The organism is Pseudomonas sp. NY15374, assembly GCF_048068255.1.
In the GTDB taxonomy this organism is placed as follows: Bacteria; Pseudomonadota; Gammaproteobacteria; order Pseudomonadales; family Pseudomonadaceae; genus Aquipseudomonas; species Aquipseudomonas machongensis.
The window spans coordinates 682,231-700,524 of record NZ_JBLUPZ010000002.1; the positions used below are offsets into that span (position 1 = coordinate 682,231).

At 62.7% G+C, this 18,294-nt stretch carries 15 protein-coding genes; 9 read left to right on the forward strand and 6 right to left on the reverse strand.

The genetic code is table 11. The annotated features are described in order from the left end of the window. Window positions 1-12 precede the first annotated feature (12 nt). The 4 genes from frr to rpsB form a co-directional block, all read right to left on the reverse strand. Complete coding sequence (gene frr / locus ACNFHO_RS07525; RefSeq protein WP_054891079.1) at window positions 13-570, reverse strand: ribosome recycling factor; 558 nt, start codon at window positions 568-570, stop codon at window positions 13-15. Then, window positions 567-1,310 carry a UMP kinase gene (gene pyrH, locus ACNFHO_RS07530; RefSeq protein WP_023381972.1) on the reverse strand — a complete coding sequence of 248 codons (744 nt, stop codon included), beginning with the start codon at window positions 1,308-1,310 and terminating at the stop codon, window positions 567-569. The genes frr and pyrH overlap by 4 nt, the downstream gene beginning before the upstream one ends. 180 nt (window positions 1,311-1,490) lie before the next feature. Continuing rightward, window positions 1,491-2,354 (reverse strand): translation elongation factor Ts, encoded by an 864-nt coding sequence (gene tsf / locus ACNFHO_RS07535; RefSeq protein ID WP_063545921.1) that lies wholly within the window; start codon window positions 2,352-2,354, stop codon window positions 1,491-1,493. Between the two features lie 186 nt (window positions 2,355-2,540). Beyond that, a complete protein-coding gene (gene rpsB, locus ACNFHO_RS07540) occupies window positions 2,541-3,278 on the reverse strand; it encodes a 30S ribosomal protein S2 (RefSeq protein ID WP_054891081.1) in 738 nt (245 codons plus the stop codon). Between the two features lie 344 nt (window positions 3,279-3,622). On the opposite strand from rpsB, the gene map reads away from it, so the two are divergent. The 4 genes from map to ACNFHO_RS07560 all read left to right on the forward strand — a co-directional run bounded on the left by map (window position 3,623) and on the right by ACNFHO_RS07560 (window position 9,386). Further along, entirely contained in the window at window positions 3,623-4,405 is a 783-nt protein-coding gene (gene map, locus ACNFHO_RS07545; protein WP_054891082.1) for a type I methionyl aminopeptidase, read from the forward strand. A gap of 22 nt (window positions 4,406-4,427) precedes the next feature. Beyond that, complete coding sequence (locus tag ACNFHO_RS07550; protein ID WP_416765815.1) at window positions 4,428-7,127, forward strand: [protein-PII] uridylyltransferase; 2,700 nt, start codon at window positions 4,428-4,430, stop codon at window positions 7,125-7,127. A 21-nt stretch (window positions 7,128-7,148) separates the two neighbouring features. Continuing rightward, window positions 7,149-8,345 (forward strand): succinyldiaminopimelate transaminase, encoded by a 1,197-nt coding sequence (gene dapC / locus ACNFHO_RS07555; protein ID WP_416765817.1) that lies wholly within the window; start codon window positions 7,149-7,151, stop codon window positions 8,343-8,345. 303 nt (window positions 8,346-8,648) lie between these two features. Then, on the forward strand, window positions 8,649-9,386 hold the full coding sequence (locus tag ACNFHO_RS07560; RefSeq protein WP_112899026.1) for a M12 family metallopeptidase: 738 nt from the start codon (window positions 8,649-8,651) through the stop codon (window positions 9,384-9,386). 2 nt (window positions 9,387-9,388) lie between these two features. On the opposite strand, the gene ACNFHO_RS07565 is transcribed toward ACNFHO_RS07560, so the two are convergent. Continuing rightward, a complete protein-coding gene (locus ACNFHO_RS07565) occupies window positions 9,389-11,035 on the reverse strand; it encodes a Na+/H+ antiporter (RefSeq protein ID WP_054891085.1) in 1,647 nt (548 codons plus the stop codon). Between the two features lie 281 nt (window positions 11,036-11,316). Between ACNFHO_RS07565 and ACNFHO_RS07570 the strand changes: the two genes are divergently transcribed. The 4 genes from ACNFHO_RS07570 (at window position 11,317) to ACNFHO_RS07585 (ending at window position 14,469) form a co-directional block, all read left to right on the forward strand. Then, window positions 11,317-11,664, forward strand: coding sequence for an ArsC family reductase (locus ACNFHO_RS07570; RefSeq protein ID WP_054891086.1), 348 nt, complete (start codon window positions 11,317-11,319; stop codon window positions 11,662-11,664). A gap of 36 nt (window positions 11,665-11,700) precedes the next feature. Further along, window positions 11,701-12,735, forward strand: a complete 1,035-nt coding sequence (gene dapD / locus ACNFHO_RS07575) for a 2,3,4,5-tetrahydropyridine-2,6-dicarboxylate N-succinyltransferase (RefSeq protein WP_054891087.1) — start codon at window positions 11,701-11,703, stop codon at window positions 12,733-12,735. Window positions 12,736-12,856: 121 nt separating this feature from the next. Continuing rightward, entirely contained in the window at window positions 12,857-14,062 is a 1,206-nt protein-coding gene (locus tag ACNFHO_RS07580; protein WP_416765820.1) for a cysteine desulfurase, read from the forward strand. Beyond that, window positions 14,059-14,469 (forward strand): SufE family protein, encoded by a 411-nt coding sequence (locus ACNFHO_RS07585; protein WP_416765822.1) that lies wholly within the window; start codon window positions 14,059-14,061, stop codon window positions 14,467-14,469. The genes ACNFHO_RS07580 and ACNFHO_RS07585 overlap by 4 nt, the downstream gene beginning before the upstream one ends. A gap of 63 nt (window positions 14,470-14,532) precedes the next feature. Here the strand turns inward: ACNFHO_RS07585 and tcdA are convergent, their stop codons facing one another. Then, entirely contained in the window at window positions 14,533-15,342 is an 810-nt protein-coding gene (gene tcdA / locus ACNFHO_RS07590; protein ID WP_065862293.1) for a tRNA cyclic N6-threonylcarbamoyladenosine(37) synthase TcdA, read from the reverse strand. 217 nt (window positions 15,343-15,559) lie between these two features. Here tcdA and ACNFHO_RS07595 point away from each other — a divergent pair, with 217 nt between their 5' ends. Then, window positions 15,560-18,151 carry a glycosyltransferase gene (locus ACNFHO_RS07595; RefSeq protein WP_054894464.1) on the forward strand — a complete coding sequence of 864 codons (2,592 nt, stop codon included), beginning with the start codon at window positions 15,560-15,562 and terminating at the stop codon, window positions 18,149-18,151. Window positions 18,152-18,294: the final 143 nt, after the last annotated feature.

Consider the following 18,294-nt stretch of genomic DNA (forward strand, 5'->3'; position numbering starts at 1 on the left):
AAAGTCCTGGCCTCAGACGGCCATCAGGTCCTTTTCCTTGGCTTTGAACGCAGCATCGACTTCCGCCACGAACTTGTCGGTCAGCTTCTGGATCTCGTCAGCTGCACGACGCTCTTCGTCTTCGCTGATTTCCTTGTCCTTGGTCAGCTTCTTCAGATCAGCCAATGCATCGCGACGCACGTTGCGCACGGCAACCTTGGCGTCCTCGGCAACGCCGCTGGCCTGCTTGGTGTAGCCCTTGCGGGTTTCCTCGGTCAGGGCCGGCATCGGCACGCGAATGGTGGTACCAGCGCTCGATGGGTTCAGGCCCAGGTCGGAGGTCAGGATGGCCTTCTCGATCGCGGCGCTGAGGTTCTTGTCGTGGGCGACGATCTTCAGGGTACGAGCGTCCTCGACGGTGATCGCGGCCACCTGGTTCAGCGGCATCTCGCTACCCCAGGCCGGGACTTTGACGCCGTCCAGGATGCTTGGGTGGGCGCGACCGGTGCGGATCGCTGCCAGGTTGCGGGCCAACGCCTCGAGGGACTTGCCCATGCGCTCCTGCGCGTCTTTCTTGATGTCGTTGATCATGCTTCGCCTTCCTCGATCAAAGTACCTTCAGCGCCACCCACCACGATGTTCAGCAGGGCGCCAGGCTTGTTCATGTTGAATACCCGCAATGGCATCTTGTGGTCGCGGCACAGGCAGATTGCGGTCAGGTCCATGACACCGAGCTTGCGATCCAGCACCTCGTCGTAGGTGAGGTGGTCGAACTTCTCGGCATGCGGATCCTTGAATGGGTCGGCAGTGTACACACCATCGACCTTGGTCGCCTTCAGCACCACGTCGGCATCGATTTCGATGGCACGCAGGCAGGCTGCGGAGTCGGTGGTGAAGAACGGATTGCCGGTACCGGCGGAGAAAATTACCACATCCCCGGAGTTGAGGTGGCGAATAGCTTTGCGACGATCGTAATGATCGGTGACGCCAACCATGGAGATGGCGGACATGACCAGTGCCGGGATGTTCGAGCGCTCCAGCGCATCGCGCATGGCCAGTGCGTTCATCACGGTGGCCAGCATACCCATGTGGTCGCCCGTGACGCGGTCCATGCCGGCTGCACTGAGCGCGGCGCCGCGGAACAGGTTACCACCACCGATCACCAGGCCGACCTGGACACCGATACCAACCAGCTGGCCGACTTCCAGGGCCATGCGGTCCAGCACCTTCGGGTCGATCCCGAAGTCTTCCGAGCCCATCAGGGCCTCGCCGCTAAGTTTGAGCAAAATGCGTTTATAGCGAGGTTGGCGACCACTCACCTGCTGAGCCATTGCGAGTCTCTCCTGCGGCGTACTTTTAGAAAATTCCGTGCGGGCTGTGTGCAGCCTGCTAACTGTAGCGTGGCACTGCTTCAGTGCCAGCGCACAGGGCCAGATAAACCCTTGTGCGCTTTGACAAAGAGGCTGCGCGCGTGAGCGGGCAGCCTCTTTGGGGCGACAGACGAGTCCGTCTTACTGCTTGGCGGCAGCGACCTGGGCGGCAACTTCGGCAGCGAAGTCGTCAACAGGTTTCTCGATGCCTTCGCCGACTTTGAAGTAGGTGAAGGAAACGATTTCAGCACCGGCTTTCTTGGCCAGATCGCCGACCTTGACTTCCGGGTTCATGACGAAGGCCTGCTCTTTCAGCGAGGCTTCTGCCTTGAACTTGGTGATACGGCCGTTGATCATGTTCTCAACGATGTTTTCCGGCTTGCCAGCGATCTTGTCGGCGTTCAGTTGCAGGAAGACACCCTTCTCGCGCTCGATGGCCTCGGCGGAGATTTCCGACGAATCCAGGAACTCAGGGTTCGAGGCTGCAACGTGCATGGCGATGTTCTTGGCCAGCTCTACGTCACCGCCTTTCAGAACGACGGCAGCGCCGATCTTGTTGCCGTGCAGGTAGGCACCGACCACGTCGCCTTCGACACGAGCCAGACGACGAATGTTGACGTTCTCGCCGCACTTGGCGACCAGAGCTTCACGAGCAGCTTCACGCGAAGCGATCAGCGGAGCGGCATCGGTCAGCTTCTGGGCGAAGGCTTCTTCCAGGCTTTCGGCGACGAAGTTCTTGAAGTCGTCTTGCAGGGCCAGGAAGTCGGTCTGCGAGTTCACTTCCAGCAGAACGGCGACCTTACCGTCGGTCTTGACGGCGATAGCGCCTTCAGCGGCAACGTTGCCAGCCTTCTTGGCGGCCTTGATGGCGCCCGAGGCACGCATGTCGTCAATGGCTTTCTCGATGTCGCCGCCGGCCTTTTCCAGGGCCTTTTTGCAATCCATCATGCCTTCGCCGGTACGCTCGCGCAGTTCTTTGACCAGCGCTGCAGTAATTGCTGCCATTTCAAAATCCTCTTGGAAAGTTTTTCAACCATTCCACCCGTTCATCACGGGCGTTCAATTCTGGAAATCCACTGTCTTCACACCAGCGTCACACATGATGCGGCGTGCTTGCTGACAAGAGGATTTCAGGTGGCAAAAAGGGGGCCAAGCCCCCTTTTCGCGTGCCAAGTAGACGCCAGGCGTCAATTACTCAGCAGCTGGTGCCGCCGCTTCTTCAGCGTAGACTTCGGTACCGCCGGCAACGTTGTTGCGACCGCGGATGACGGCGTCAGCCATCGAAGTCATGTACAGCTCGATGGCGCGGATTGCGTCGTCGTTGCCTGGGATCACGAAGTCAACGCCTTCCGGGCTGCTGTTGGTATCGACAACGCCGATGACCGGGATGCCCAGCTTGTTGGCTTCGGTGATTGCAATGCGCTCGTGATCAACGTCGATGACGAACAGAGCATCAGGCAGACCGCCCATGTCCTTGATACCACCCAGGCTGCGATCCAGTTTTTCCAGGTCGCGCGAGCGCATCAGGGCTTCTTTCTTGGTCAGCTTGGCGAAGGTGCCATCTTCGGCCTGGGTTTCCAGGTCGCGCAGACGCTTGATCGAAGCACGGATGGTCTTGTAGTTGGTCAGCATGCCGCCCAACCAGCGGTGATCAACGTATGGCGAACCGCAACGAGCAGCTTGCTCGGCGACCAGTTTGCCAGCGGAACGCTTGGTGCCGACGAACAGGATCTTGTTCTTGCCCTGGGCCAGGCGCTCTACGAACGACAGAGCGTCGTTGAACATCGGCAGGGTTTTTTCCAGGTTGATGATGTGGATCTTGTTGCGCGCGCCGAAAATGTACTTGCCCATTTTCGGGTTCCAGTAACGGGTCTGGTGGCCGAAGTGCACACCGGCCTTCAGCATATCGCGCATGTTGACTTGGGACATGATAGTTCCTTGATAAGTCGGGTTGGGCCTCCACGTATCCCAATGACCAACCCATGGATCCGAAGATCCCGGGCACCCAGGCCATCGTGTCGACACGTGTGTGGGTTTGAGCTGACGGGGACCTCCCCGAAAGCGGCGCATTTTATACCACAGACAGAAGACGAACGGAACCCGCAAGGTGCTTCATCCGTCAGTGGCTTTTGCAGCGGTTCGACAATCGCGCCAGAATGCCTCCCATAGACCACCGGATCCGCGGTTTTCTCCCCACAGAACGCCGCCCTGCTCTGTTAGAATCCGGCCTTTCCCGTTTGTTGCGCGCCGCCCGGCGCCGTAGAGAGCCTGTAATGACCGTCACCATCAAGACCGCAGAAGACATCGAGAAGATGCGCATCGCCGGCCGCCTGGCCGCCGAAGTCCTCGAAATGATCGAAGAGCACGTCAAGCCTGGCGTGACCACCGAGGAACTCGACCGCCTGTGCCACGACTACATCGTCAACGTCCAGCAGGCGATCCCGGCACCGCTCAACTACAAGGGCTTCCCCAAGTCGATCTGCACCTCGATCAACCATGTGGTCTGCCACGGCATTCCCAACGAGAAGCCGCTCAAGGATGGCGACACCATCAACATCGACGTGACCGTGATCAAGGATGGCTACCACGGCGACACCAGCCGCATGTTCCATGTCGGCACCGTCGCGCCCTGGGCCGAGCGCCTGTCCAAGGTCACGCAAGAGTGCCTGTACAAGGCGATCGAGCTCATCAAGCCTGGCTGCCGCCTGGGCGACATTGGCGAAGTGATCCAGAAACACGCCGAAAAGAACGGCTTCTCGGTGGTTCGCGAGTTCTGCGGCCATGGCATCGGCAAGGTCTTCCATGAAGAACCCCAGATCCTCCACTACGGCAAGGCCGGCACCGGCATGGAACTGAAAGAAGGCATGACCTTCACCATCGAGCCCATGATCAACCAGGGCAAGGCCGACACCAAGGTGCTGGGCGATGGCTGGACCGCCATCACCAAGGATCGCAAGCTCTCGGCACAGTGGGAACATACGCTGGTGGTCACCGCCACGGGTTATGAAATCTTCACCCTGCGCAAAGACGACACCATTCCCCGTACCTCGGCGTAATTCAACTCAGGAAGGCGACTCGATGCCCCAGGTGGATCCAGAGCTGTTCGACCGTGGCCAGTTCCAGGCGGAACTGGCGCTCAAGGCAAGCCCCATCCCCGCCTTCAAGAAGGCTCTGCGCCAGACAGCAGACGTCTTCGACAGACGCTTTCGCGAGGGTGTCGAGATCCGGAGCTTGATCGAGGACCGCGCCTGGTTCGTCGACAATATCCTGCAGCAGGCCTGGAACCAGTTCGACTGGGGCAATCCGGACGGTATTGCCCTGGTCGCGGTCGGCGGCTATGGCCGCGGCGAGCTGCACCCCTGGTCGGACATCGACCTGCTGATCCTGCTCGACCAGGCGGAACACGAGCAGTATCGCGACGCCATCGAGCGCTTCCTGACACTGCTGTGGGACATCGGCCTGGAGGTCGGTCAGAGCGTGCGCACGGTCGAGGAATGCGCCGAGCAGGCGCGCGCCGACCTGACAGTGATCACCAACCTGATGGAAAGCCGCACCGTCGCCGGCCCCGAAACGCTGCGCGAGCGCATGCTGGAAGTCACCAGCACTGCGCACATGTGGCCGAGCAAGGAGTTCTTCCTGGCCAAGCGCGCCGAGCTCAAGGCACGGCACCACAAGTACAACGACACCGAGTACAACCTGGAGCCCAACGTCAAAGGTTCGCCAGGCGGCCTGCGCGACATCCAGACCGTACTCTGGGTTGCCCGCCGCCAGTACGGCACCCTCAACCTGCACGCACTGGCCGGAGAAGGTTTTCTGCTGGAAAGCGAGAACGACCTGCTGGCCTCCTCGCAGGCCTTCCTCTGGCGCGTGCGCTACGCCTTGCACATGCTTGCCGGACGTGCCGAAGACCGCCTGCTGTTCGATCACCAGCGCAGCATCGCGGCGCTGCTCGGCTACAGCGACGAGAACCCCAAGCGCGCCATCGAGCAGTTCATGCAGCAGTACTACCGGGTGGTGATGAGCATCAGCCAGTTGTGCGACCTGATCATCCAGCACTTCGAGGAAGTGATCCTCGCTGACGACAACGGCAGCACCCAACCGCTGAACACGCGCTTTCGCCTGCATGATGGCTATATAGAAGCGGTCAATCCGAACGTCTTCAAGCGCACCCCGTTCGCCATGCTGGAGATCTTCGTGCTGATGGCCCAGCATCCGGAGATCAAGGGCGTACGCGCCGATACCGTACGCCTTCTGCGCGAACATCGGCACCTGATCGACGACAAGTTCCGCAACGACATCCGCAATACCAGTCTGTTCATCGAGCTGTTCAAGTGCGAGATCGGCATCCACCGCAACCTGCGGCGCATGAACCGCTATGGCATCCTCGGTCGCTACCTGCCGGAATTCGGCCTGATCGTCGGACAGATGCAGCACGACCTGTTCCACATCTATACGGTCGATGCGCACACGCTCAACCTCATCAAGCACCTGCGCAAATTGCAGTACACCCCGGTGTCGGAGAAATTCCCGCTGGCCAGCAAGCTCATGGGACGCCTGCCCAAGCCTGAGCTGATCTACCTCGCCGGCCTCTATCACGATATCGGCAAGGGTCGCCAGGGCGATCACTCCGAGCTCGGCGCGGTGGACGCGCAAGCCTTCTGCGAGCGCCACCAGTTGCCGGCCTGGGACTCGCGCCTGATCGCCTGGCTGGTGCAGAGCCACCTGGCGATGTCCACCACGGCCCAGCGCAAGGACCTCTCCGACCCACAGGTGATCAACGATTTCGCCCTGTTCGTCGGCGACGAAACCCGCCTGGACTACCTCTACGTGCTGACCGTGGCCGACATCAACGCCACCAACCCCAGCCTGTGGAACTCCTGGCGCGCCAGCCTGCTGCGCCAGCTCTACACCGAAACCAAGCGCGCGCTGCGCCGGGGCCTCGAAAACCCGCTGGACCGTGAAGAACAGATCCGCCAGACCCAGAGCGCGGCGCTGGACATTCTCGTGCGCGAAGGCACCGACCCGGACGATGTAGAGCAACTCTGGTCGCAGCTGGGCGACGACTATTTCCTCAAGCACACCGCAGCGGACGTGGCCTGGCACAGCGATGCAATACTTCAGCAGCCGGCCGATGGCGGTCCGCTGGTGCTGATCAAGGAAACCACCCAGCGCGAGTTCGAAGGCGGCACGCAGATCTTCATCTACGCGCCCGACCAGCACGATTTCTTCGCCGTGACCGTGGCGGCGATGTCGCAGCTCAACCTGAACATCCATGACGCCCGCATCATTACCTCCAGCAGCCAGTTCACCCTCGACACCTACATCGTGCTCGACAACGACGGCGGCTCGATCGGTGACAACCCGCAGCGGGTCAAGCAGATACGCGAAGGGCTGACCGAGGCACTGCGCAATCCCGAGGATTACCCGACCATCATCCAGCGACGCGTGCCGCGCCAGCTCAAGCACTTCAACTTCGCGCCGCAGGTGACCATCCTCAACGACGCCCAGCGCCCGGTGACCATCCTCGAGATCACGGCCCCCGACCGGCCCGGCCTGCTGGCGCGCCTGGGACGGATCTTCCTGGAGTTCGACCTGTCGCTGCAGAACGCCAAGATCGCCACCCTCGGCGAGCGCGTGGAAGACGTGTTCTTCATCACCGATGCCGACAACCAGCCGCTCTCCGACCCGCAACTGTGCAGCCGTCTGCAGGAAGCCATCGTCGAACAGTTGCAGGCCGGCCAGTCCAGCGATACCAGCCCCACCCGCGTGACCTTCTGACGATTACGAGACCTTGCGCCGATGAACCATGCCTTGACCCAGCTTCAGCCCTACCCCTTCGAAAAGCTCCGCGCCCTGCTCGGCAGCGTGAAGCCTGCCGCGGACAAACGCGCCATTGCCCTGTCGATCGGTGAGCCGAAGCACGAATCCCCGGCGTTCGTCGCCAAGGCCCTGGCCGACAACCTCGACAAATTGGCGGTCTACCCCAGCACACTCGGCCTGCCGGCCCTGCGCCAGGCCATCGGTCAGTGGTGCGAGCGCCGCTTCGGCGTACCCGCCGGCTGGCTCGATGCCGACCAGCACATCCTGCCGGTCAACGGCACCCGCGAAGCGCTGTTCGCCTTCACTCAAACAGTGGTCAACCGCGCCGATGACGGCCTGGTCGTCAGCCCCAACCCGTTCTACCAGATCTACGAGGGCGCGGCGCTGCTGGCCGGCGCCACCCCGCACTACCTGCCATGCCTGGAAAGCAACGGTTTCAATCCGGACTTCGACGCGGTACCTGCCGAGGTCTGGAAACGTTGCCAGATCCTGTTCCTGTGCTCCCCAGGCAACCCCACTGGCGCGCTGGTGCCGATGGACACCCTGAAAAAACTGATCGCCCTGGCCGACGAGCACGATTTCGTGATCGCCGCCGACGAGTGCTATAGCGAGCTGTACTTCGACGAAGACGCCCCGCCGCCTGGCCTGCTGAGTGCCTGCACCGAACTCGGCCGCAGCGATTTTGCGCGCTGCGTGGTGTTCCACAGCCTGTCCAAGCGCTCCAACCTGCCGGGCCTGCGCTCGGGCTTCGTCGCGGGCGACGCCAAGATCATCAAGCCATTCCTGTTGTACCGCACCTACCACGGTTGCGCCATGCCGGTGCAGACGCAACTGGCCAGCGTGGCCGCCTGGCAGGACGAGGCCCATGTGCGGGCGAACCGCGATCAGTACCGCGCCAAATATGACGCCGTGCTCGAGATCCTGCAGCCAGTGATGGATGTACAGCGCCCGGACGGCAGCTTCTACCTGTGGGCCAAGGTGCCGGGTAGCGACGCCGACTTTACCCGCGACCTGTTCGAGGCCGAGCATGTGACCGTGGTGCCTGGCTCGTACCTGTCGCGTGAAGTGGATGGCGTCAATCCCGGAGCCGGACGCGTGCGCATGGCGCTGGTTGCGCCGCTGGCCGAGTGTATCGAGGCGGCCGAAAGGATTCGCGGGTTTCTCGCAGGGCGCTGAAATGCCCCTCGCCTCGGGGCTGGCGTCGATGTCAGCCCCGAGGCAACTATCTACCGCCCCCTCGCCCCTGCACTGGCACATTGTTCGCTCCCGACCAAGGGGCTGAGCGATATCCTGAGGGCCGCCTGCCAAGGGCTGGAGCATGCAAATCTCGAGTTCGGTCATGGCCTTGACATGATCATGAGCATCAGCACCCGGGGGCGGTGATGCCTGAACGCGCGTCACCACACAGACTTATGTAATGCCGCGTAGCTTGATCCGTCGCAGATCATCCTGAGCTCCAAGCACACCAGGAGCGCTCCTATGCATACACCTTTCCCACCCCGCTGCCGTCACCGCACCGATCAGCAGCTTTCCCATGATCTGGCCGTTACCGAGAACCCCCGCAACAGGGGCCAGAGCAACGGCGGTCGAAACAAGCGCGGACTGATCCAGACCGGCCGACTATGGACACCCGGTCGTATTTTGTGGGTCTCGTTTCTCGGTGCTCCGGACAGAAAGCTCAAGATGTCGATCTTCGAACTGGCTTGCCAGTGGGTGGAACTTTCCGACGCCAACCTGACGCTTGATCTATCAGAGGATGATGACAAACATGCCCAGATCAGGATCCTCACAGGCAAGCATGCAGAGCACAACGAATCAGACATCGGCACCGATGCACTGGCTTATGAAGACGACACCATGGCACTGAATGTCATACCGGGGGATGAAACATTCGAATCCACCGTGTTACACGAGTTCGGCCATGCGCTGGGGTTCGAACATGAACATCTGCACCCCGATGCCAGCATCCCCTGGAACGAGCCGTTGCTAATCGAAGCTCACAAGCGTGCGGCTGGCTGGTCAGAGCAAGACGTCAGGGAGCAATACCTGAACAAACGGCCCGACAGCGGACTGATCAAAACCCAGTACGATCCGCTATCCATAATGCATTACCCGATTGCGGCCTGGATGACCTTGGATAATTCCGAGATAGGCCAGAACACAGAGCTCAGTGCGAAAGACATCGACCTGATGCGCCTGGCCTACCCGCACGACTGACGCTAACGAACCTGCCCCAGGTTCGCCTCGCTCATGTCCAACTCCCCCAGCACCTGGCGCACGACTTCATCCCCCACCAGGTGCTGGCGGTGCAGGCTGTAGAGCTCCAGCCGCTGCGCGCGCAATGCGCGCAGGCGCAGCCGACGCTCCAGAAGATCCATCTGTTCGGCCAATGCACGCGCTTCGGCGCTGTCGTTGTAGCTGTCCAGCTCGTCCCGGTACTCTGCCATCAGGCGCGCCTTCAGCTCGGTCGCCAGCGTCGCCTGGGCGGCATCCTGCGGGGCATTGGCATCGACGACCTCCTCGGCCTCCAAGGCATGGATGGCGGCTTCCGCAGTGCGCCTCCAGGCTTCCTGCACCTCCTGGTGCAGGCGCTCGTCCGGGCTCTTGGTCACCCCGCGCAACAGGATCGGCAGGGCGATGCAGGCACTGATCAGCGACAGCAGGATCACCCCGGCGGCAATGAAGATCAGCAGATCACGCTCCGGGAACGCCTGGCCGGCCCCGATCAGCAAGGGTACCGACATCACACCCGCCAAGGTCACAGCCCCACGCACACCGCCAAGGGTCAACAGCCAGCACGAACGTGCGCTGGGCATCAGCACCAACGCCGACTTACCGCGCCAGCGGCGCACCACGCCGATAGCGCGCCACACGCTCTGTACCCAGACGAACCGCAGCAGCACCAACGCCACGAAGATCGCCACCACATCAAGGCAACGCCAGGCCAGGGTCGGCCACAACGACGTTTCGTGGCTGACAACTGCCTTGATGATGTCGGGTAATTGCAAGCCCAGCAGCAGGAAGATCAGGCCATTGAAGGCGAACTCCAGCAGCGACCAGACGCTGCGGTTGAGCAGGCGCGTGCTGGTCTGGCGCGGCAACAGGTCGAGCCAGCTCTGCATCATCCCGGCCGCCACCGCCGAGAGAATGCCCGAGACACCGAGTCGTTCGGCCAGTACGTAGGCGGCAAACGGCAACAGCAGCATGAACACCACATGCGTCGCCGGATCGTCCCAGCCCCGGGCGATCATCCAGGCACGCAGGCGCCCCACCAACCAGCTGAGGCCCACGCCAACCGCAAGCCCGCCGATGGCTACCAGCACGAACGTCAGGCTGGCATCGGTCAACGAAAATACCCCGGTAATGGCAGCTGCCAACGCGAACTTGAACGTCACCAGGCCCGAAGCATCGTTCATCAGTGCTTCGCCCTGGAGCATATGCATCAAGGGGGTTGGCAGGCGATCCTGGGTAATCGCCGAAACCGCCACCGCATCAGTGGGCGAGAGCACCGCGGCCAGGGCGAACGCTACCGGCAGTGGAATGCTTGGCAGGATCCAGTGAATGAAGTACCCCGCCCCCACCACGGTGAACAGCACCAACCCCACGGCCAAGGCCACCACCGGGCCACGAATGCGCCAGAGCTCACGCTTGGGGATGCGCCAGCCATCGGCGAACAGCAGCGGTGGCAGGAACAGAAACAGGAACAGCTCGGGATCGAGGGCCACATGCAGCCCAAGCGTGGGCCAGGCCAGCAGCGCGCCGGCCGCGATCTGCACCAGCGGCAAGGGCAGCGGCACCATGCGTCCGACCAGCTTGGAAAGGCTCACCAGCATCAGCAGGATAAGAACGGTATAGGCTGACTGCATTGGCAAGACTTCCTGTATGAAAGCAGACACGAAAAAAAGGCCAGACTTCGCCCTTGAAACAATATGTTAGCGGCGGGCGGTGATGATGCACCGCTGAACCATGGTCGAACGCCACCCGGGAATATGTAACACAATGCTACCTGGGAGGTCGTGATACAGATCGATCGCCTAGCCGGACAGCAAGCCGTGGCGCCAGGCCCATCGATACCGCATAATCGCCCCACCCATTCTTCAAGGAGTATCGGGGACGCCAGGTCCGGCCCGGCAGCCCCAGGCATTCAATGGCTTACACTCTCTACGGCATCAAAGCCTGCGACACCATGAAAAAGGCCCGCACCTGGCTTGAAGAACAGGCCATCGGTTACGCGTTCCACGACTACAAGACCCAAGGCATCGACCGTGACAGCCTCGAGCGCTGGTGCGACGAGCACGGCTGGGAAGTCGTGCTGAACCGCGCCGGCACCACCTTCCGCAAGCTCGACGAGGCCAGCAAGGCCGACCTGAACCAGGCAAAGGCCATCGAGCTGATGCTGGCTCAACCGTCGATGATCAAGCGCCCGGTGCTCGATCTGGGTGACCGCACCCTGGTGGGCTTCAAGCCCGACCTGTACGCCGCGGCGCTGGCCTGATTCCGCTCCACACCCTATTTCGCACGAGGTAATTGCATGTCCACCACTCTGTTCAGCCTGGCCTTCGGTGTCGGCACCCAGAACCGCCAGGGCACCTGGCTGGAAGTCTTCTACGCTCAGCCCCTGCTCAACCCGTCCACCGAGCTGGTCGCGGCCGTCGCTCCGATCCTCGGTTACGAAGGCGGCAACCAGGCGATCGCCTTCAGCCCGGCCCAGGCCGCCCAGCTCGCCGACGCGGTCAAGGGCGTGGATGCCACCCAGCACGCATTGCTGACCCGCCTGGCCGAAAGCCACAAGCCGCTGGTCGCCACCCTGCTCGCCGAAGACGGCGCGCTGACCTCGACCCCCGAGGCCTACCTCAAGCTGCACCTGTTGTCGCACCGCCTGGTCAAGCCGCACGGCGTTTCCCTGGCCGGCATCTTCCCGCTGCTGCCGAACGTGGCCTGGACCAACCAGGGTGCCATCGACCTGGCCGAACTGGCCGAGCAGCAACTGGAAGCACGCCTGAAGGGCGAACTGCTGGAAGTGTTCTCGGTGGACAAGTTCCCGAAGATGACCGACTACGTGGTCCCGAGCGGCGTGCGTATCGCCGACACCGCCCGCGTGCGCCTGGGCGCCTATATCGGCGAAGGCACCACCATCATGCACGAAGGCTTCGTCAACTTTAACGCTGGCACCGAAGGCCCGGGCATGATCGAAGGCCGTGTCTCGGCAGGCGTGTTCGTCGGCAAGGGCTCGGACCTGGGCGGTGGTTGCTCGACCATGGGCACCCTGTCCGGTGGCGGCAACATCGTCATCAAGGTTGGCGAAGGCTGCCTGATCGGCGCCAACGCCGGTATCGGTATCCCGCTGGGCGACCGCAACACTGTCGAAGCCGGCCTGTACATCACCGCTGGCACCAAGGTGAACCTGCTCGACGAGCACAATGAGCTGGTCAAGGTGGTCAAGGCCCGTGATCTGGCCGGCCAGACCGACCTGCTGTTCCGTCGCAACTCGCTCAACGGCGCAGTCGAGTGCAAGACCCACAAGTCGGCCATCGAGCTGAACGAGGCGCTGCACGCACACAACTGAGAACCTTGCAGGCCTCTGTAGAAGCGGGCTTGCCCGCGATCAGCGGACTCTCGGCGTCTGAGATGTTAAGATCGGGTCTGGCACCACGCCAGACCCGATTTTCATTCCAGGCCCCGCAATCATGTTCCAGCCCTCCCCCTGGCGTGCCGACTTTCCCGCCATCACCGCCCTGCAACGGCAGCACCAGACCTACCTGGACAGCGCCGCCACAACGCAGAAACCCCAGGCCCTGCTTGATGCCCTGAGCCACTACTACAGCCATGGTGCAGCCAATGTGCACCGCGCCCAGCACCTGCCTGGCGCGCTGGCGACCCAGGCATTCGAGACCAGCCGCGACAAGGTTGCTGCCTGGCTCAACGCCGCTGACGCCCGGCAGATCATCTTCACCCACGGCGCCACCTCGGCGCTCAACCTGCTGGCATACGGGCTGGAGCATGGCTTCGAAGCCGGCGACGAAATCGCCGTCAGCGCGCTGGAGCACCACGCCAACCTGCTGCCCTGGCAACAATTGGCGCGGCGCCGCAATCTGCGCCTGGTAGTGCTGCCGCTGGACGAACATGGCCGGGTCGACCTCGACCAGGCCCTGCAACTGATCGGGCCGCGCACACGCCTGGTGGCGCTGAGCCAACTGTCCAACGTGCTCGGCACCTGGCAGCCATTGCCTGCGCTGCTCGCTCATGCCCGCGCCCAAGGCGCTCTGAGTGTGGTCGATGGCGCCCAGGGCGTGGTTCATGGCCGCCACGACGTGCAGCAACTGGGCTGCGATTTCTACGTATTTTCCAGCCACAAGCTATATGGCCCGGATGGGGTTGGCGCGCTCTATGGCCGCACGGAGGCCCTGGCACGGCTGCGCCACTGGCAGTTCGGTGGCGAGATGGTGCAACTGGCCGACTACCACGAGGCAAGCTTTCGTCCCGCGCCACTGGGCTTCGAGGCGGGCACGCCGCCGATCGCCAGTGTCATCGGCCTGGGCGCGACCCTCGATTACCTCGCGAGCCTCGATCCTGCGGCCGTGGCAGCCCACGAAGCCAGCCTGCACCAGCACCTGGTGCGCGGCCTGGCCGACCGCGAAGGCGTGCGCATGCTCGGCACCCCACAGAGCGCACTGGCCAGTTTCGTCATCGATGGCGTGCACAACGCCGATATCGCCCACCTGCTGACCGAACAAGGGATCGCAGTGCGCGCCGGCCACCATTGCGCGATGCCATTGCTCAAGGGACTGGGGCTGGAAGGCGCGATCCGCGTTTCGCTGGGGCTGTACAACGACAGCGACGACCTGCAGCGCTTCTTCGATGCGCTCGACCAGGGCCTGGAGCTGCTGCGGTGAGCCTGCCTGCCGACGCCCAGCAGGCACTGGACACCTTCACCCAGGCAAAAGGCTGGGAACAGCGCGCACGCCTGTTGATGCAGATAGGCGATCGCCTGGAGCCACTGGACGAGTCTGACAAGACCGACGCCAACCGCGTACATGGCTGCGAAAGCCTGGTCTGGTTGGTGGCTGCCCAGGTCGACGGACGGTGGCGCTTCAGGGCCACCAGCGATGCCCGGCTGCTGCGCGGTCTATTGGCGCTGCTGCTGGTGCGGGTACAGGGGCTGGACAGCGAAGCGTTGGCCGCGTTGGACCTGCGTGCGTGGTTCACACAACTGGGGCTGGAGCGGCAGCTTTCGCCTTCACGCAGCAATGGGCTGCATGCGGTGTTGTTGCGGATGACGGAGTTGGTGTCCAGCCCCTGAGTCGGCGGCACCTGCTTCGCCGGTCCCCCCCCTGCTGCGGCACCCGCGAAGAAGCCCCCGCGCTTATTGCGCCTTCACCCGCTCCGAGGGCCGCCGCGCCCCCGCCACCAGCTTCTCCACCGCCTTGCTCACGGCCACCATGCCGAAGGTCGCGGTGACCATCATCACCGCGCCGAAGCCCCCCGAGCAATCCAGGCGCACGCCTTCCCCCACGAAGCTCTTCTGCAGGCAAACACTGCCATCGCCCTTGGGGTAGCGCAGTTGCTCGCTGGAGAACACACAGGGCACCCCGTAATTACGGCTGACATTGCGCGAGAAGTTGTAGTCCCGGCGCAAGGTGGAACGTACCCGCGACGCCAATGGGTCGTTGAAGGTCTTGTTGAGGTCGCCAATCTGGATCTGGGTCGGATCGATCTGTCCGCCCGCACCACCTGTGGTGACAATCGCAATCTTGCGTCGGCGGCACCAGGCGATCAGCGCAGCCTTGGCCTGCACGCTGTCGATGCAGTCGATCACGCAATCCAGCGACTCGGTGATGTATTCGAGCATGGTGTCACGGGTGACGAAGTCAGCGACCGCATGCACGGTGCAGGCCGGGTTGATCGCACGCAGGCGCTCGGCCATGACCTCGACCTTCGAGCGCCCCACCTGCCCCTCCAGTGCATGGGCCTGGCGATTGGTGTTGCTGACGCAGACATCGTCCAGATCGAACAGGCTGATTTCACCCACGCCGCTGCGCGCCAGGGCTTCCGCCGCCCAGGAACCCACGCCGCCGATGCCGACGACTGCCACGTGGGCCTGACGCAGACGTTGCAGGCCGTCATCGCCGTACAGCCGGGCGACACCGGCAAAGCGTGGATCTTCTGTGCTCATGTTCATACCCCGAAAAAACCGGCGCGCATTATATGCCATGCGGACACGCCGGTGCGGGCTTGTCGACATGAGGGGTGTCTTGGCGCGGCGCGCGTTCATTAGGAAACAGCCTACCAATCCTGCTTTAATGTCTTATCAAACAAGCAGATCTGGACGACAACAGAGCGGGATCCACGACGCGAGCTTCCCGCTCCCTGCCTCGGAAACTGAATCACCTATGTCATCACGCAAATTCGGTCTCAACCTGGTAGTGGTGCTGGCCATTGCCGCGCTGTTCACCGGCTTCTGGGCGCTGATCAACCGCCCGGTGTCGGCCCCTGCCTGGCCAGAACAGATCTCCGGCTTCTCCTACTCACCCTTCCGTCTCGGTGAAAGCCCGCAAAAGGGCCAGTACCCCAGCGAAGACGAGATGCGTCAGGATCTGGAGCAACTCAGCAAGCTCACCGACAGCATCCGTATCTACACCGTCGAAGGCACCCAGGCGGAGATTCCGCACCTGGCCGAGGAGCTGGGCCTGCGTGTGACCCTGGGCATCTGGATCAGTACGGACCTGGAGCGCAACGAGCGCGAGATCGAAAAAGCCATCGGCCTGGCCAACAGCTCGCGCAGCGTGGTGCGAGTGGTGGTGGGCAACGAAGCACTGTTCCGCGAAGAAATCACGCCAGAGGCGCTGATCAAGTACTTGGACCGAGTGCGGGCCGCAGTCAAAGTCCCCGTTACCACCAGTGAGCAATGGCACATCTGGAAAGAGCATCCGGAACTGGCCAAGCACGTCGACCTCATCGCCGCGCACATCCTGCCTTACTGGGAGTTCGTACCGGTGGGCGACTCGATCCAGTTCGTGCTCGACCGCGCCCGCGACCTCAAGCGCCAGTTCCCGCGCAAACCCTTGCTGCTCTCGGAAGTGGGCTGGCCGAGCAATGGCCGCATGCGCGGCGGCGCCGATGCGACCCAGGCCGACCAGGCGATCTACCTGCGCACCCTGGTCAACACCTTGAACCGCCGCGGCTTCAACTACTTCGTGATCGAAGCCTACGACCAACCCTGGAAAGCCAGCGACGAAGGCTCGGTGGGCGCCTACTGGGGCGTGTTCAACGCCGAACGCCAGCAGAAATTCAACTTCGAAGGGCCGGTGGTTGCCATTCCACAATGGCGAGCCCTGGCCGTGGCTTCGGTGGTGCTGGCGATGATCGCCCTGACCGTGCTGCTGATCGACGGCTCGGCCCTGCGCCAACGCGGACGCACCTTCCTGACCTTCATCACCTTCCTCTGCGGGTCGGTACTGGTGTGGATCGCCTACGACTACAGCCAGCAGTACAGCACCTGGTTCAGCCTGACCGTAGGCTTGCTTCTGGCCCTCGGCGCCATCGGCGTGTTCATCGTCTTGCTCACCGAGGCCCACGAGCTGGCCGAGGCCGTATGGATTCACAAACGACGACGCGAGTTCCTGCCGGTGCAGGGCGACGCTGCCTACCGGCCCAAGGTCTCGGTGCACGTGCCGTGTTACAACGAGCCACCGGAGATGGTGAAACAGACCCTCGACGCCCTCGCCGCCCTGGACTATCCAGACTACGAAGTACTGGTGATCGACAACAACACCAAGGACCCGGCCGTGTGGGAGCCGCTCAAGGCCCACTGCGAGAAACTCGGCGAGCGCTTCCGCTTCTTCCACGTGGCACCGTTGGCCGGCTTCAAGGGCGGCGCGCTGAACTACCTGATCCCACACACCGCCAAGGATGCCGAGGTGATCGCGGTGATCGACTCGGACTACTGCGTCGACCGCAACTGGCTCAAGCACATGGTCCCGCACTTCGCCGACCCGAAGATCGCCGTGGTGCAGTCGCCGCAGGACTACCGCGACCAGCACGAGAGCGCCTTCAAGAAACTGTGCTACAGCGAATACAAGGGCTTCTTCCACATCGGCATGGTCACCCGCAACGACCGTGACGCGATCATCCAGCACGGCACCATGACCATGACCCGGCGCAGCGTGCTCGAAGAGCTGGGCTGGGCCGAATGGTGCATCTGCGAGGATGCCGAGCTGGGCCTGCGAGTGTTCGAGAAGGGGCTGTCGGCTGCCTATGCCCACAACAGCTATGGCAAGGGCCTGATGCCCGACACCTTCATCGACTTCAAGAAACAGCGTTTCCGCTGGGCCTATGGAGCGATCCAGATCATCAAGCATCACGCCGGCGCCCTGCTGCGCGGCAGGAACAGCGAGCTGACCCGTGGCCAGCGCTACCACTTCCTGGCTGGCTGGCTGCCATGGATCGCCGATGGCATGAACATTTTCTTCACCGTCGGCGCACTGTTGTGGTCGGCGGCGATGATCATCGTGCCGCATCGGGTCGATCCACCGCTGATGATCTTTGCCATCCCGCCGCTGGCGCTGTTCTTCTTCAAGGTCGGCAAGATCGTCTTCCTCTACCGCCGTGCGGTGGGGGTCAACATGAAGGACGCCTTCGCCGCCGCCCTGGCCGGCCTGGCGTTGTCGCACACCATCGCCAAGGCGGTGCTGTACGGCTTCTTCACCAGCAGCATGCCGTTCTTCCGCACCCCCAAGAACGCCGACAGCCATGGCGTGCTGGTGGCGATCTCCGAGGCGCGCGAAGAACTGTTCATCATGTTGCTGCTGTGGAGCGCCGCGGCCGGGATCTACCTGGTGCAAGGGCTGCCCAGTTCCGACATGCGCTTCTGGGTAGCGATGCTGCTGGTGCAGTCGCTGCCTTACCTGGCGGCATTGGTGATGGCGTTGCTGTCGTCGCTGCCCAAGCCTGGAGAAAAGGCCGCCGAACCGCAGCAGGCCTGATGCAACGTGGGCTGCTTGGCAGCCCATTCGCGGGCAAGCCCGCTCCTGCAGGTACCGTACCGGTGCGGTGGACCGTGCATGGGCTGGCAGGGGCGAACCACCGTTGCGACTTGCTGGCGAATGGGCCGTGAAGCCTGAAATCA